16 protein-coding genes are annotated in these 15,282 nt (G+C 70.5%); 8 read left to right on the top strand and 8 right to left on the bottom strand.

Annotated elements, in window-relative coordinates; translation table 11 throughout:
- Positions 1-265 precede the first annotated feature (265 nt).
- Positions 266-907: a DNA-3-methyladenine glycosylase gene (locus tag IPZ69_RS43520; RefSeq protein WP_235460433.1), complete on the bottom strand. Its 642-nt coding sequence runs from the start codon at positions 905-907 to the stop codon at positions 266-268.
- A gap of 137 nt (positions 908-1,044) precedes the next feature.
- On the opposite strand from IPZ69_RS43520, the gene IPZ69_RS43515 reads away from it, so the two are divergent.
- From IPZ69_RS43515 to IPZ69_RS43505, 3 genes are all read left to right on the top strand, one after another.
- Complete coding sequence (locus IPZ69_RS43515) at positions 1,045-1,827, top strand: sporulation protein (protein ID WP_235460432.1); 783 nt, start codon at positions 1,045-1,047, stop codon at positions 1,825-1,827.
- 40 nt (positions 1,828-1,867) lie between these two features.
- The gene (locus IPZ69_RS43510) at positions 1,868-2,407 is read left to right on the top strand and encodes a YbhB/YbcL family Raf kinase inhibitor-like protein (RefSeq protein ID WP_235460431.1); all 540 of its coding nucleotides are present in this window, start codon (positions 1,868-1,870) and stop codon (positions 2,405-2,407) included.
- Between the two features lie 166 nt (positions 2,408-2,573).
- Positions 2,574-3,080, top strand: coding sequence for an HNH endonuclease (locus IPZ69_RS43505; protein ID WP_235460430.1), 507 nt, complete (start codon positions 2,574-2,576; stop codon positions 3,078-3,080).
- Positions 3,081-3,170: 90 nt separating this feature from the next.
- Here IPZ69_RS43505 and IPZ69_RS43500 read toward each other — a convergent pair whose 3' ends face one another.
- The 3 genes from IPZ69_RS43500 to IPZ69_RS43490 form a co-directional block, all read right to left on the bottom strand.
- Complete coding sequence (locus tag IPZ69_RS43500) at positions 3,171-4,136, bottom strand: SPFH domain-containing protein (RefSeq protein ID WP_235460429.1); 966 nt, start codon at positions 4,134-4,136, stop codon at positions 3,171-3,173.
- Between the two features lie 130 nt (positions 4,137-4,266).
- On the bottom strand, positions 4,267-4,698 hold the full coding sequence (locus tag IPZ69_RS43495; RefSeq protein ID WP_235460428.1) for an NfeD family protein: 432 nt from the start codon (positions 4,696-4,698) through the stop codon (positions 4,267-4,269).
- Between the two features lie 53 nt (positions 4,699-4,751).
- On the bottom strand, positions 4,752-5,543 hold the full coding sequence (locus tag IPZ69_RS43490) for an ABC transporter ATP-binding protein (protein WP_235460427.1): 792 nt from the start codon (positions 5,541-5,543) through the stop codon (positions 4,752-4,754).
- 150 nt (positions 5,544-5,693) lie between these two features.
- On the opposite strand from IPZ69_RS43490, the gene IPZ69_RS43485 reads away from it, so the two are divergent.
- Entirely contained in the window at positions 5,694-6,473 is a 780-nt protein-coding gene (locus IPZ69_RS43485) for a hypothetical protein (RefSeq protein WP_235460426.1), read from the top strand.
- Positions 6,474-6,684: 211 nt separating this feature from the next.
- On the opposite strand, the gene IPZ69_RS43480 is transcribed toward IPZ69_RS43485, so the two are convergent.
- From IPZ69_RS43480 to IPZ69_RS43470, 3 genes are all read right to left on the bottom strand, one after another.
- The gene (locus IPZ69_RS43480) at positions 6,685-6,933 is read right to left on the bottom strand and encodes a chaplin family protein (RefSeq protein WP_235460425.1); all 249 of its coding nucleotides are present in this window, start codon (positions 6,931-6,933) and stop codon (positions 6,685-6,687) included.
- A 114-nt stretch (positions 6,934-7,047) separates the two neighbouring features.
- Complete coding sequence (locus IPZ69_RS43475; RefSeq protein WP_235460424.1) at positions 7,048-7,689, bottom strand: response regulator; 642 nt, start codon at positions 7,687-7,689, stop codon at positions 7,048-7,050.
- Complete coding sequence (locus IPZ69_RS43470; RefSeq protein ID WP_235460423.1) at positions 7,682-8,827, bottom strand: GAF domain-containing sensor histidine kinase; 1,146 nt, start codon at positions 8,825-8,827, stop codon at positions 7,682-7,684. Before IPZ69_RS43470 ends, IPZ69_RS43475 begins: the two co-directional genes overlap by 8 nt.
- 226 nt (positions 8,828-9,053) lie before the next feature.
- Here IPZ69_RS43470 and IPZ69_RS43465 point away from each other — a divergent pair, with 226 nt between their 5' ends.
- The 3 genes from IPZ69_RS43465 (at position 9,054) to IPZ69_RS43455 (ending at position 11,971) form a co-directional block, all read left to right on the top strand.
- On the top strand, positions 9,054-9,752 hold the full coding sequence (locus IPZ69_RS43465; protein WP_235460422.1) for an SDR family NAD(P)-dependent oxidoreductase: 699 nt from the start codon (positions 9,054-9,056) through the stop codon (positions 9,750-9,752).
- Positions 9,749-10,855 (top strand): S-adenosylmethionine:tRNA ribosyltransferase-isomerase, encoded by a 1,107-nt coding sequence (locus IPZ69_RS43460; protein ID WP_235460421.1) that lies wholly within the window; start codon positions 9,749-9,751, stop codon positions 10,853-10,855. The genes IPZ69_RS43465 and IPZ69_RS43460 overlap by 4 nt, the downstream gene beginning before the upstream one ends.
- Positions 10,856-11,170: 315 nt before the next feature.
- Positions 11,171-11,971 (top strand): transglycosylase SLT domain-containing protein, encoded by an 801-nt coding sequence (locus IPZ69_RS43455; protein WP_235460420.1) that lies wholly within the window; start codon positions 11,171-11,173, stop codon positions 11,969-11,971.
- 88 nt (positions 11,972-12,059) lie between these two features.
- Here the strand turns inward: IPZ69_RS43455 and IPZ69_RS43450 are convergent, their stop codons facing one another.
- Positions 12,060-14,585 carry an ABC transporter ATP-binding protein/permease gene (locus IPZ69_RS43450; RefSeq protein ID WP_235460419.1) on the bottom strand — a complete coding sequence of 842 codons (2,526 nt, stop codon included), beginning with the start codon at positions 14,583-14,585 and terminating at the stop codon, positions 12,060-12,062.
- 240 nt (positions 14,586-14,825) lie between these two features.
- Between IPZ69_RS43450 and IPZ69_RS43445 the strand changes: the two genes are divergently transcribed.
- On the top strand, positions 14,826-15,282 hold a 457-nt coding region (locus IPZ69_RS43445; RefSeq protein WP_235460418.1), incomplete at its 3' end, for a streptophobe family protein.

Raw genomic sequence — 15,282 nt, 5'->3', positions numbered from 1 at the left:
CTTTCGGCGTCCGATTCCCGGTCGGCGGGATTTGTCTGTGGGCTTTGGGCTTTCGCCCGTCGGCCTTTCGACATTCACTACGCTAGCTGATTCTCTCGGCAACTCATAATCGAGTTCCGCGGGATTGAATTCGGGCATGCGGGCACGCCAGAAATCGCCCCGGTCAAGGGGAACTAGCAGGTAGTGGGTTGGCCGCTCCGGCTGCTGGCGATTGCCGTACCCGGTTCAGCGGCTCGGGCTACATTACGCACCTCCCAAGGGCGCGTCAACTTGAGCGGCGGCGGGGGGTGTGGGCCCTGTAGAGGCTCACGGTGGGGTCGTTGGCGACCCAGTAGCGCCAGGGGTGGACGCCGCCGTCGCCGGCCACGCCCGTACGCGGACCGTTGCGTACCTGGTCGGAGGGGACCGGGGCGCCGGTCAGCATCCGCAGCGGCGTCTCGCCGGGGGCGCACGCGTCGGTGCCGTCGAGGGTCCGGTCCACGCCGAGTGCCGTGGCCAGGCGGGCCGGCCCTTTGGCCAGTTCCTTGTCATTTCGGGCCGAGAGTCGACGTTTACGCGCGAGATCCGCGCCCTCGACGATCTCCCCCGCGCGGAGCAGGACGGCGCTCGCCCGACCGTCCGGACCGCAGACGAGGTTCATGCAGTGCCACATGCCGTAGGTGAAGTAGACGTACACGTGTCCGGGGGGACCGAACATCACGTCGTTGCGGGCGGTGCGACCGCGATAGGCGTGGGAGCCGGGGTCGTTCGGGCCGTCGTACGCCTCGACCTCCGTCAGACGCACCTCGATCGGACCGTCCGGGGTCTGCCGTACCAGGATCCGACCGAGGAGATCGGGCGCGACCTCCAGTACGGGGCGGTCGAAGAAGGTCCTCGGCAATGGCGTACGGTCCGGGGGCGCGATCATGTCGTACGAGCGTAGTCCAGGTGGTTCCGTACCAAGGGCTGGTCAAAGGTTCGCCCGATTGCCAGGGTGAGGCGCGGAACCGGCAGTGCCCGGATCGCGTTTGTAGGGGTCAGGGATCCAGACGTAAAGGGAGAGTCATGGCGTTCAAGAAGCTGCTCGCGAGCCTGGGGGCCGGCGGGGCTTCGGTCGAGACGGTGCTCACCGAGGTCAACGTCGTTCCGGGCGGTGTCGTCCAGGGCGAGGTGCGGATCCAGGGCGGGTCCGTGAACCAGGACATCGAGGGGCTGTCCGTCGGTCTGCAGGCGCAGGTCGAGGTGGAGAGCGGCGACCAGGAGTACAAGCAGAACATCGAGTTCACCAAGGTGCGCCTGGGCGGGGCCTTCGAGCTGCAGGCCGGTGCCGTGCACGCCGTTCCGTTCGGGCTGGAGATCCCGTGGGAGACGCCGATCACGATGATCGACGGTCAGTCCCTGCGCGGGATGCACATCGGTGTGACCACCGAGCTGGAGATCGCCCGCGCGGTGGACTCGGGTGACCTGGACCCGGTCAACGTGCACCCGCTGCCGGCGCAGAAGGCGATCCTGGACGCGTTCATCCAGCTGGGCTTCCGCTTCAAGAACGCCGACATGGAGCGCGGCCACATCCGGGGCACGCGCCAGCGGCTGCCGTTCTACCAGGAGATCGAGTTCTACCCGCCGTCGCAGTACCGGGGTCTGAACCAGGTCGAGCTGAGCTTCGTGGCGGACGAACACGCCATGGACGTGATCCTGGAGATGGACAAGAAGCCGGGTCTGTTCAGCGAGGGCTCCGACACCTTCCGGTCGTTCCAGGTCGGTCTGCACGACTACCACGGGACCGACTGGGCGGCTTACCTCAACCAGTGGCTGTCCGAGGTCGGCAGCAAGCGCAACTGGTTCTAGGCTCGGTCCCACTGAACGGATTCGATCAGGAGGTACCGAGGTGACCGAGCTCAAGCGGCGGCCGCTCCCCCACGACTTCCATCCGCCCGTGCCGTCCTTCACGGTGGCGAGTGAGGACGTCGAGGAAGGGGCGACGCTCAAGAGCGCCCAGGTCTACGCGGAGGGCAACACCTCGCCGCAGCTGCGGTGGGAGGGGTTCCCGACCGGGACCAAGAGCTTCGCCGTGACGTGTTACGACCCGGACGCCCCGACGGGCAGCGGGTTCTGGCACTGGGTCGCGTTCGACATCCCGGCCTCGGTGACCGAGCTGCCGGCGGGCGCGGGCAGCGGCAAGTTCGAGGGGCTGCCGGCGGGCGTGGTCCAGGCGCGCAACGACTACGGCACCAAGGAGTTCGGCGGTGCCGCGCCGCCGCCGGGGGACGGGCCGCACCGGTACGTCTTCACGGTGTACGCGGTGGACCAGGAGAAGCTCGGCCCGGATGCCGACGCCTCTCCCGCCGTCGTCGGTTTCAACCTGCGGTTCCACGCGATCGCGCGCGCCCAGCTCATCGGCGAGTACGAGAACCCCCGGAAGGGCTGACGAGGAGTACCGAATCAGCCGAGCGTTCATGGAACGTTTGCCCGCCCCCGGTCTTGGAAGTGATCAGGGGCGGGCATTTTTTATTGCGTTGTCCATCTCGGCGCGCCCGTCCAGAGTTGATCCAAGCCCGCCGGGGAGTGGGCGGTGCACACGGGAGGTGGGCTGGATGCGGGACACGCTGGTTCTGAACGCGAGCTTCGAGCCGCTGTCGACGGTGACGCTGAACCGCGCCGTCGTTCTGGTGCTGACGGACAAGGCCGTCGTCGAGCAGGCCCACCCCGAACTGCGCATGCGCGGTGCCGAGGTGGACATACCCGCGCCCCGGGTGATCAGGCTCTGCAGATACGTACGGGTGCCGTTCCGAAGACAAGCCCCGTGGTCGAGGCGGGGTGTGCTGGTGCGCGACCGGCACAAGTGCGCGTACTGCGGGCGGCGGGCGACGACCGTGGACCACGTGGTGCCGCGGGCGCAGGGCGGTGCGGACGCGTGGCTGAACACGGTCGCCTCGTGCGCGGAGGACAATCACCGCAAGGCGGACCGGACTCCGGAGCAGGCGGGTATGCCGCTGCTGCGGCAGCCGTTCGAGCCGACGCCGCAGGACGCGATGCTGCTGGCGCTGGGGCGGGACGACTTCGACGCGTTGCCGGAGTGGCTCGCGCAGCCGGCCGCGTAGCGGGCATGTGAGAGGGGCTCGCCTTCCGTGGAGGGCGAGCCCCTCTTCGTGTGTGCGGGAGTCGTCCGCGGGGGTCGTGTCCGCGGGCGGTCAGTCGATCTGCGGCTTCTCCCGGCGCTCCGCGGACGGGCCGTTGTTCTGGTTCGGGACGGAGGCTCCGCCGCCTCCCGAACCGCCCCCCAGGGGGCCGAAGTTGCCCATGGCCCCGGAGAGGCCTTTCAGGGCGTCGCCGATCTCGCTGGGGACGATCCAGAGCTTGTTGGCGTCGCCTTCGGCGATCTTCGGCAGCATCTGGAGGTACTGGTAGGAGAGCAGCTTCTGGTCCGGGTCGCCGGCGTGGATGGCCTCGAAGACCGTACGCACGGCCTGGGCCTCGCCCTCGGCGCGCAGGGCCGCGGCCTTGGCCTCACCCTCGGCGCGCAGGATCTGGGACTGCTTCTCACCCTCGGCGGTGAGGATGGCGGCCTGGCGCGTACCTTCGGCGGTGAGGATCGCGGCGCGCTTGTCACGGTCGGCGCGCATCTGCTTCTCCATCGAGTCCTGGATGGAGGTGGGCGGTTCGATCGCCTTGAGTTCCACGCGGTTGACGCGGATGCCCCACTTGCCGGTGGCCTCGTCGAGGACGCCGCGCAGGGCCGCGTTGATCTCCTCGCGGGAGGTCAGCGTGCGCTCCAGGTCCATGCCACCGATGATGTTGCGGAGCGTGGTGACGGTGAGCTGCTCGATCGCCTGGATGTAGCTGGCGACCTCGTAGGTGGCGGCCCGCGCGTCGGTCACCTGGTAGTAGATGACGGTGTCGATGTTCACGACCAGGTTGTCCTGGGTGATCACCGGCTGCGGCGGGAACGGCACGACCTGTTCGCGCAGGTCGATGCGGTTGCGGATGGTGTCTATGAACGGGACCACGATGTTGAGGCCCGCGTTGAGTGTCCGCGTGTAGCGGCCGAAGCGCTCGACGATGGAGGCGCTGGCCTGTGGGATGACCTGAATCGTCTTGATCAGGGCGATGAAGACCAACACCACCAGAATGACCAAGACGATGATGACCGGTTCCATCGTCGCTCCCCGTACCCCTCTCCGCCGCGGCGTTTCGGCAGATCCTGTGGCTGTTGAAGATCTTGCTGGACGAGTCTGACAGACCGTCGCACGACTCGGGAGGTGTTCGGTTCAGTTGAGTCCTGCGAGGTCAGATGACGATCGCGGTGGCCCCCTCGATGTCGACGACATCCACTGCCTGGCCCACGTCGTAGGCACGGTCGGTGTCGAGCGATCGGGCCGACCAGACCTCCCCGGCGAGTTTGATGCGGCCGCCGGAGCCGTCCACGCGCTCCAGCACGACGGCCTGCTTGCCCTTCAACGCGTCCACGCCTGTGGCCAGTTGGGGGCGCTGGAGGCTGTGCCGGGCGGCTATGGGCCGGACGACGGCGATGAGGGCGACCGAGACGGCGACGAAGACGAGTACCTGGATCACGACGTCGAGTCCGAGGCCCGCGACAACAGCGGCCGCGGCGGCCCCCGCCGCGAGCATGCCGAATTCCGGCATCGCGGTGACCACGAGCGGGATTCCGAGCGCCGCCGCGCCGACGAGCCACCACACCCATGCGTCGATGTCGTTCACATGGTCATGGTAGGTCCGCACTTCCCGTGCGGACAGGGCGCGTTGGGGGTGGCTCAGGACAGCGGCAGGCCCTGGGCGGTCCAGCGCTCGCCGACCTGCTCGACGACGAGCGGGAGACCGAAGCAGAGGGAGAGGTTGCGGGAGGTGAGTTCGAGCTCCAGCGGACCGGCGGCCAGGACCTTGCCCTGACGGATCATGAGGACGTGGGTGAACCCGGGGGCGATCTCCTCGACATGGTGGGTGACCATGATCATCGAGGGGGCGATCGGGTCGCGGGCGAGGCGGCCGAGGCGGCGGACCAGGTCCTCGCGGCCGCCGAGGTCGAGGCCGGCGGCGGGCTCGTCGAGCAGGAGCAGCTCGGGGTCGGTCATCAGGGCGCGGGCGATGAGGGTGCGCTTGCGCTCGCCTTCGGAGAGTGTGCCGAACTTGCGGTCCAGGTAGTCGCTCATGCCGAGGCGGTCGAGGAAGGCGCGGGCGCGCTGCTCGTCGACCTCGTCGTACTCCTCGTGCCAGGCGGCGGTCATGCCGTAGGCGGCGGTGAGCACGGTCTGCAGGACGGTCTGGCTCTTGGGGAGCTTCTCGGACATGGCGATGCCGGCCATGCCGATGCGCGGGCGCAGGTCGAAGACGTCGATCTTGCCGAGGGTGTCGCCGAGGATGGTGGCGGTGCCCTTGCTGGGGAAGAGGTAGCTGGAGGCGACGTTCAGGAGGGTGGTCTTGCCCGCGCCGTTGGGGCCGAGGATGACCCAGCGCTCGCCCTCCTTCACCGACCAGGAGACCTGGTCCACCAGAGCCCGGCCCTCGCGGACCACGGATACGTCCTGAAGCTCCAGAACATCGCTCATGAGCGCGTTGTCTCCCCTTGCAGTGTGGCCGGTCTCGGCTGTCGCGTACGCCTGTGGCTCGGTCCGCCGCGCCGGTGGGCGCAGCCCCTACGAAATCTACGCCACCGGTGCCGCGGTCCATTCCATCGGTCCGGTCCTTAGGGTGGGGGCATGCTCTCGGAACCGCGTTCAGGACGCCTCGCCGCTTGGGGAAATGCCCTTTTGGCCGGACTTGTCTCTCCGGATGACGCCGTGCTCGCCATCGTCGGGGACGACGCGGTGCACCGGGTGGAGGGGCTGCCGGGTGAATCGGCGCCGGTCGGTCTCACGCTCGGCCTGGGCCGGCTGCGGGCTCTCGGGGCGACCGGGCTGCGGGTGGCGCTGCCGGCGCCGGGGCATCCGCTGGGCCTGAGCGGGCCGCCGGAGTTCAACGCGCGGGCGCTGGAGTCCGAGGAGGCGGTGATCTGCCACGGCGCCGCGCTCGGGCTGGTTCCCGAGGTGTACGAGGCCGGGCCCGCCGGTGATGTGCATGTCGAGGTGGTCTGGCACTGCCTGCAGGTGCGGGAGGCGCCGCCGGCCGACGTGCCGTCCCTGGGCGAGGCCGAGCGGGAGCTGGCGGAGGCCCTGCGGGACGCGACCGAGGTGCTGTCGCGGCTGGACGTCGCCAGTTCCGGGCCGGTGGCCGAGGCGGCCATCGACGCGTACCGGGCGCGGGCCGAGCGGGGGCGGGAGGTACTGGCGCCGGGCTATCCGCCACGGGCGGTGCGGGTGCTGGAACTCGCGCAGCGGGTGGGGCTGCTGGTCTCCCTGGCCTATGAGAACGGCCACGGGGGTGCCGTGAGTGCCTCCGAGATGACGGCGCGGGGGGCGGCGCTGCGGCCGGTGGAGCGGACGGCTCGGCGGGCGCAGGTCGCGGCGTACAACTCCGTTGTGGAGGAGGGGGGGCGGTGAGCGGGGGTTCGTGGTGACCGGCGTCGGTGTCGGCGTCCCTGGTCGCTCTGCCCCCAGGCCCCCGTCTCGGCCTGGACGGCCTCGTCCTCAAGCGCCGGACGGGCTGCGCGGTGCCGGCCTGCGTTGAGTGGGCGCGGCACCGTCACAAGAAAGAAGCGACCGGCCCCCCGGTGCGATGGCGGGAGGCCGGTGGGCTGTGGGGGGGGTGGGCTCAGTGATTGACGCCCAGGTTGCCGAAGGCCGGGTTCAGGGCACCGATGACGTTCACGGTGTTGCCGACCACGTTCACCGGGACGTGCACCGGGACCTGGACGACATTGCCCGAGGCGACGCCCGGGGAGTGCTTGGCCTCGCCGCCGGCCCACGCGCCGCCGGTCGTCGCGGAGGCCATCCCCGCACCGGCTGCCACCAGACCTCCGGCCACCATCGTCACGGCCGCGACCTTCTTCAGGTTCTTCACTTCTCTACCCCTCCTGGGCGATCACCGCGGCGATCACCGCGGCACGCACTGGAGAACGGCGGAGCTCGCCGGAGGATGCGCCGTCCGGGTGACATTCCCCCGACGGTATGAATCTCACCCTGTCACACCGTGACGTACGGCCCACAGCGCGGCCTGGGTGCGGTCCGCGAGGTCGAGTTTCATGAGGATGTTCGAGACGTGTGTCTTGACGGTCTTCTCCGACAGGACGAGGGCACGGGCGATCTCGCGGTTGGAGCGGCCGTCCGCTATCAGGCCCAGCACCTCGCGCTCCCGCTCCGTGAGTGAACCGCCCCTGCCCTGGCCCGAGTTGGTCTCCTCCTGGGAGAGCAGCGCGTCGGCCACCTCCGGCTGGAGCACGACGTGGCCGGCGTGGACGGAGCGGATGGCGCCGGCCAGCGCGTCGGGGTCCACGTCCTTGTAGACGTACCCGGCGGCGCCCGCGCGCAGCGCCGGGACCACCGTGCGCTGCTCGGTGAAGCTGGTGACGATCAGCACGCGGGCCGGGTTGTCGAGTTCGCGGAGTCTGCGCAGCGCGTCGACGCCGTCCATGCCCGGCATCTTGACGTCCATGAGGACGACGTCGGGGCGCAGTTCCTCGGCGCGGTCGACGCCCTCGGCGCCGTCGGCCGCCTCGCCCACGACCTCGATGTCGTCCTGGACCTCCAGGAAGGTGCGCAGGCCCCGGCGGACCACCTGGTGGTCGTCGACGAGCAGCACCTTGATTGCGTCAGCCACCGGGGACCTCCATCTCGATCACGGTGCCCTTGCCGGGCGCCGACTCCACCGTCAGCCTGCCGCCGACGCCGCTGGCCCGGTCCCGCATGGAGACCAGGCCCAGATGGCGTCCGGCGCGGCGGACGGAGCGCGGGTCGAAGCCGCTGCCGTCGTCGGTGACGCGCAGGACGGCTCCGAAGGCCCGGCGGCCCAGGGTGACGTCCACGCGTTCCGCCCCCGCATGCCGCAGCGCGTTGTGCAGGGCTTCCTGGGCGACCCGTAGGAGGGCCTCCTCCTGGGCGGCGGGCAGGGCGCGGAAGCCGGTGCTGGTGAAGGTCACGCGCGCGCTGTGGGCGCGGTCGAGGACCTGGACCTGATTGCGCAGGGTGGCGACGAGGCCATCCTCGTCGAGTGCGGCGGGGCGCAGTTCCACGACGGCCGCGCGCAGTTCGTCGGCGGCCTCCGCGGCGAGGCGGGCCACCTGGTGCAGCTCGCCCTTGGCGCGGGCCGGGTCGCGGTCGACGAGCGCGGTCGCCGCCTGGGCCGTCAGGCGCAGGGAGAACAGCTTCTGGCTGACCGCGTCGTGCAGTTCGTGGGCGAGCCGGGAGCGTTCCTCCGCGATGGTCAGCTCGCGGCTGCGCTCGTACAGGCGTGCGTTGGTGAGGGCGATGGCGGCGTGCTGGGCGAGGATCGACAGCAGTTCCTCGTCCTCTTCGGTGAAGCCGCAGCGGCCCTCGAGTTTGGGGCAGTTCTTGTTCGCCAGGAAGAGGGCTCCGATGATCTCGTCGCCGTCGCGGATCGGCAGGCCGAGGAAGTCCGACATCTCGGGGTGGGCGGCGGGCCAGCCCTCGAAGCGCGGGTCCTTGCGCACGTCGGCCAGGCGCTCGGGGCGGGACTCGTGGAGCATCGCGGCGAGGATGCCGTGCTGGCGCGGCAGCGGGCCGATGGCCTTCCACTGCTCGTCGCTGACGCCGTCGACCACGAACTGGGCGAAGCCGCCGTGGTCGTCCGGGACGCCCAGCGCGGCGTACTGCGCGTCGAGCAGCTCGCGGGCGGAGGCGACGATCGTCTTGAGGACGTCGCGCACCTCCAGATGCCGGCTCATGGCCAGCAGGGCGGAGCTCACCGCGGCGAGGCCGGACCGGGGACGATGACTCATGTTCCTCACGGTACCGGCGGGGTGTGACGGCGCGGATCGGACCTGTGACGGCACGGGCTGGGCCCCGGGCCCTACGTCCGGCGGCCTAGGACCGGGGCCCGGACGCGGGGCCTAGGCCGAAGGACCCCGGCGCATTGCGGCCCGCGTCCGAGGCGGACCGGGCGGTGCCGTTCCTACGTTGATGCCACCGCCGGTCTGCGGCGGCCACGACGAGGGGACGGTTGTCATGCCGGTAGCGATCATCACGGGGGCCTCGAAGGGGCTGGGGCGGGCGCTCGCCGAGGCGCTGGCCGCGCGCGGCTGGGATCTGGTGCTCGACGCGCGGGGAGCCGAGGCCCTCGGGGAGGCGGCCGCGGCCGCCGCCGCGCACGGCACGCGCGTGGAGGCGCCACCCGGGGACGTCACCGACGCCGGGCACCGGGCCGACCTGGTGGCGGCGGCGCGCAAGCTCGGCGGCCTCGATCTGCTGGTGAGCAATGCCAGCGCGCTGGGCGCCGAGCCTTTGGTGCGGCTGGCCGAGCTGCCTCTGGAGGGGCTGCGGCGGGCGCTGGAGGTGAACGTGGTGGCGACGCTCGGCCTGGTCCAGGAGGCGCTGCCGCTGCTGCGGGAGTCGCACGCGGGCGCGGTCGTCGCGGTCAGCTCGGACGCGGCGGCCGAGGCCTACGAGACGTGGGGCGGTTACGGGGCGTCGAAGGCGGCGCTGGACCAGTTGGCGGCGGTGTTCGGGGCGGAGGAGCCGGAGCTGCGGGTGTGGGCGGTGGACCCCGGGGACATGGCGACGGACCTGTACGCGGCGGCCGTACCGGACGACGACGATCCGCGGCCGGAGCCGGCCGGTGTGGCGCCCGCCTTCCTGCGGCTGCTGGAGGAGCGGCCGGCGAGCGGCCGGTACGCGGCGCCCGCCCTGCTGGAGGGGCGGCGATGACGCTGGCGACGGGGGTTCCTGCGGTCGAGCCGGTCCGAGGGTGGGGGAAGGTGCCCGAGGAGCTGTCGGCGCGGGTGCCGGCCGAGCAGCGCGGGCCGGGGCTGGACCGGGATGCCGTACGGCTGCTGGTCTCGCGCGGCACCGAGGTGTCGCACCACGCGTTCCGGGAGCTGCCGCGGCTGCTGCGGGCCGGGGACCTGCTGGTGGTGAACACCTCGCCGACGCTGGCCGCGGCGGTGGACGGGGAGGTGGGGCACGCGCGCGTGGTGGTGCACTTCTCGACGCGCGGGGACGACGGGCGCTGGGCCGTGGAGCTGCGGGACCCGGACGGGCGGGGCACCACGCGCGCGCGTGCGGGAGCGCCCGCGGGAACAGAGGTGCGGCTGCCCGGGGGCGTGCGCCTGGTGCTGGAGGAGCCGCTGAGCGCGCGGGGCGAGCGGCTGTGGTGGGCGCGGGTGACCGGCGCGGAGGTGCTCGGGCTGCTGCGCGAGCACGGGCGGCCCATTCGCTACTCCTATACGGACCGGGACCAGCCGTTGTCGGTGTACCAGACGGTGTTCGCGCTGCCGTCCGCGGACGGGGCGGGCAGTGCGGAGATGCCGAGTGCCGCACGGCCCTTCACGCCCGGGCTGGTGGCGGAGCTGGTGAGCCGGGGCGTGCAGTTCGCGCCGATCACGCTGCACACGGGGGTGGCGTCGGCGGAGGCGCACGAGCCGCCGTATCCGGAGCGGTTCGCGGTGCCGGAGGCGTCGGCGCGGTTGATCAACGCGGCGCGGGCCGGGGGCGGCCGGGTGGTGGCGGTCGGGACGACGGCGGTACGGGCCGTGGAGTCGGCCGCCGGGCCGGACGGGGTGGTGCGGGCGGCCGAGGGGTGGACGGATCTCGTCGTCACGCCGGGGCGCGGGGTGCGGGTGGTCGACGGGCTGCTGACCGGGCTGCACGAGCCGGAGGCCTCGCATCTTCTGATGCCGGAGGCGATCGCGGGGCGGGCGGCGGTGGACCGCGGCTACCGGGAGGCGCTGCGCGGGCTCTACCTGTGGCACGAGTTCGGGGACGTGCATCTGATCCTGCCGGAGGAAGGACCTCACGCAGAGCGTTGCTGAGGCAACGGTTGGTGAGTATGCCTCATGATCCATGTGAGCCCGCACATAGGGCCCAGATCACGTACGAACGGACATAGGAGATAAACGCGCCCGCAATGAACGGGGCAGACGGTCCTGTCTGTCCCGTTTTGCCCTTGCCTGTGCTACTACCCGGGATCGTACGTCACACCTTTGCCACAGGATTTTGCGGTCGCTAAGAATGGCTGCCGTCGCTCAGCGCCGTGGGTTCGTCCCCGCGGCGTTCGTGCGGGACGGAACGGAGTCTCCCGCCGGACGAAAGAGCGACCCCGCGCTATTCGAAGAGGTCCATCAGTCATGCCCAAGCACAACAACACCCGTGGTCATAGTCGCTCGCTGACCAAGAACCACAAGTTCGCGATCGCCGGTGTCGCCGTGGTCGGTGCCGCCGCCGTCGCCATCTCCGCGGTGCCGAGCAACGCCCAGACGCTCACGACCGGCGCGCCCGCCGAGGCCCACGTGGCCTACAGCACCGAGCGCATCCAGAACGTCAAGGGCACGGTCACGGACCAGCTGGCGGCTCAGAACGTGAAGATCGAGGCCATCGCCGCCAAGAAGCAGGCCGCCGCCCAGGTGGTCGCCAAGCAGCGGGCCGCGGTCGCGACGCAGAAGCTGGTCGCCGCCCAGGCCGTCAAGAAGGCCGCCCAGGCGCGCGTCGCGAAGGTGCACGCCGCCCAGGAGCGCGTCGCCAGGGCGCACGCCGCGCAGCAGACCGCGAGCCGCTCCACCCACCGCGTCGCCCTCAAGGCCGCCACGAAGCCCGCCGCGAAGTCCTACGCGAACAACCTGGACGGCTGGATCCGGGAGTCCCTGCACATCATGAAGTCCAAGGGCATCCCGGGCAGCTACAGCGGCCTGCACCGCAACATCATGCGCGAGTCCTCGGGCAACCCCCTCGCGATCAACGACTGGGACATCAACGCCATCAACGGCATCCCGTCGAAGGGCCTGCTCCAGGTCATCCCGCCGACCTTCCGGGCGTACCACGTGCCCGGCACCTCGTGGAACATCTACGACCCGGTCGCCAACATCACCGCCGCCTGCAACTACGCGGCCGACAAGTACGGCTCGATGGACAACGTCAACAGCGCGTACTGAGGCAGGCGCGGGCCTCAGCACGTAGCGAGTACGGCCGAAGGGCGGCTCCCCGATGGGGAAGCCGCCCTTCGGCGTCGTACGGCGCGGACTACTTGCGCATGACCTCGGGCTCGTGGCGGCGCAGGAAGCGGGCCACGAAGAAGCCGCAGATCACGCCGAGGGCGATCAGGGCGGCCATGTCCATGCCCCAGGCGCCGACGGTGTGGTCCCACAGCGGGTCGGTGCCGCCACCGTCCTTCGGCGGGCTGATCTTGTTGAAGTCGAGCGTCGCGCCCGCGGCCGCGACCGCCCAGCGCGACGGCATCAGGTACGAGAACTCGTTGACGCCGATCGAGCCGTGCAGCGTGAACAGGCAGCCCGTGAACACGACCTGGATGATCGCGAACATGACCAGCAGCGGCATGGTCTTCTCGGCCGTCTTCACCAGCGAGGAGATGATCAGGCCGAACATCATCGAGGTGAAGCCGAGCGCCATGATCGGCACGGACAGCTCGACGATCGTCGCGCTGCCGAGGACCAGGCCCTCCTTCGGGATCTCACGGCTGGTGAAGCCGATGACACCGACCAGCAGGCCCTGGAAGACGGTGATCATGCCGAGCACGAACACCTTGGACATCAGGTACGCCGAGCGGGACAGGCCGGTCGCGCGCTCCCGCTCGTAGATCACCCGTTCCTTGATCAGCTCACGGACCGAGTTCGCGGCACCCGCGAAGCAGGCGCCGACCGCGAGGATCAGCAGGACCGTGGTGGCCGTGCCGTTCGGGATGATCCGGCCGGTCTGCGGGTTGGCCGGGTTGGGCAGCAGGCCCTTGTCGGCGTCGATGAGCAGGCTCACCGCGCCGAGGACGGCCGGCAGGATCACCATCAGGGCGAGGAAGCCCTTGTCGGACGCGATCACCGAGACATAGCGGCGCACCAGCGTGACGAACTGCGACATCCAGCCCTGCGGCTTGGGCGGCTTCATCGCCTGCATCGGCGGCATCTGTACGGACTGCGGCGCAACGGCGTCGATGTCCGCGGCGTACATCTGGTAGTGCTGCGAGCCCTTCCAGCGCCCGGCCCAGTCGTAGTCGCGGTAGTTCTCGAAGGCGGAGAAGACGTCGGCCCAGGTGTCGTAGCCGAAGAAGTTCAGCGCCTCCTCGGGCGGTCCGAAGTAGGCGACCGCACCACCCGGCGCCATCACGAGCAGCTTGTCGCACAGTGCCAGCTCGGCCACGGAGTGGGTGACCACGAGGACCGTACGGCCGTCGTCGGCGAGGCCGCGCAGCAGCTGCATGACGTCGCGGTCCATACCCGGGTCGAGGCCGGAGGTCGGCTCGTCCAGGAAGATCAGCGACGGCTTGGTGAGCAGCTCCAGGGCCACCGAGACACGCTTGCGCTGGCCGCCGGAGAGGGAGGTGACCTTCTTCTCCTTGTGGATGTCCAGCTTCAGCTCGCGCAGCACCTCGTCTATCCGGGCATCGCGCTCGGCGGCCGTGGTGTCGGCCGGGAAGCGCAGCTTGGCCGCGTACTTGAGGGCCTTCTTGACGGTCAGCTCCTTGTGCAGGATGTCGTCCTGCGGGACCAGACCGATGCGCTGGCGCAGCTCGGCGAACTGCTTGTAGAGGTTCCGGTTGTCGTACAGCACCTCGCCCTGGTTGGCGGGCCGGTAGCCGGTGAGCGCCTTCAACAGGGTCGACTTGCCGGAACCGGACGGGCCGATGACCGCGATCAGCGACTTCTCCGGGACGCCGAAGGAGACGTCCTTGAGGATCTGCTTGCCGCCGTCGACCGTGACGGTCAGATGGCGCGCGGAGAAGGAGACCTCACCGGTGTCGACGAACTCCTCGAGACGGTCGCCGACGATGCGGAAGGTGGAGTGGCCGACGCCCACGATGTCGTTCGGGCCGAGCACCGCGGAGCCGCTCTTGGGGATCGGCTGGCCGTTGACGTAGGTGCCGTTGTGCGAGCCGAGGTCGCGGATCTCCATGCGCCCGTCGGGCGTCGCGTGGAACTCGGCGTGGTTGCGCGAGACCTGCAGGTCGGAGACGACCAGGTCGTTCTCCAGGGCACGGCCGATGCGCATCACGCGGCCGAGCGAGAACTGGTGGAACGTGGTCGGGCTGCGGTCCCCGTACACCGGCGGCGCCCCCGCGGCGCCACCGGGCGCCTGCTGCGCGAACCGGTCGGCCGGGCCGCCCTGCTGCTGCGGGATCACCGGCGGCTGCTGCGGCTGCTGGTAGCCGGCCTGCGGCGCCTGCTGCTGAGGCGGCTGCTGCGCCCAGCCGGCGCCCGCGCCCTGCGCGGCGTACGGCTGCTGCTGGGGCTGTGCCACGGCCGCCGCGGCGCCGGACAGATTCAGCCGCGGTCCGTCGGTCGCGTTGCCGAGGTGCACGGACGAGCCCGGGCCGATCTCCATCTGGCCGATCCGCTGACCCTGCACGAACGTGCCGTTGGTGCTGCCGTGGTCCTCGATGACCCAACTGCGGCCGTTGAAGCTGACCGTGGCGTGGCGCCAGGAGACCCTGGCGTCGTCGAACACGACGTCTCCTTGCGGATCGCGTCCGAGTGTGTAGGACCTGGACGAATCGAGCGTCCAGGTCCGTCCGTTTGTTTCCAGTACGAGTTCCGGCACTCCATGCCCCACTGAGTTGTCCCCCGAGTTACCCCCATCACAGGGAGTCTAGGGATGTCGAACATCGTGGGGAACTATTTCAGGCGCGGCCCCATGACCGAAAGTCGGGCCTCGCGAAGAGCGCCTACGGGCGCTGCAGAACGTCCCGTTGACGGGGTTGAAAACGACCCGGAGAGTGGTAATCCCACGCGAGGGGGGCATGCGCGGCGACCGGTCGCGCCGCGGATCGGGGGGTCTGCCATGAGTGCTGCCACGGGCGTCGAACCCACGAGGCACGGTGCACGGTTGCCGTGGGGAGACATCCTGCTGTCCGCGATCGCCGCTGTGAGCTGGGCGTTGATGGGTATGGCCGGTACGGCCGCGCTCGGGCTGCATCTGCTGGAGGCGGACGCGGCGGGCTCACTCGGCCCGATGACGGCGGCCGTTGTGGCGCTCGGGGCGGGTGGTTCGGTCTCACCGTCCGGTGATGTGTCCGCTTTCGGCCTGAAAGGTGCGGAGGCGCACACGGCCATCGAGATCACGCCACTGGGCGTGAGCCTGGTGGGTGCGCTCCTCCTCTCCTGGTTCTTCCTAAGGTCCCTGCGCACGGCCGGAGTTGTGATCGCGCCGTCCGAACTCCTCGCGCGTGCGGGCGCGGTGGTCGTGCTGTTCGTGGCGACGCTGGGCGGACTGGCCTGGGCCGGGCACGACGTCATCA

Source organism: Streptomyces olivochromogenes (assembly GCF_021538895.1).
Classification (GTDB): domain Bacteria; phylum Actinomycetota; class Actinomycetes; order Streptomycetales; family Streptomycetaceae; genus Streptomyces; species Streptomyces olivochromogenes_A.
This window is presented reverse-complemented; position numbering and strand designations above follow the sequence as displayed.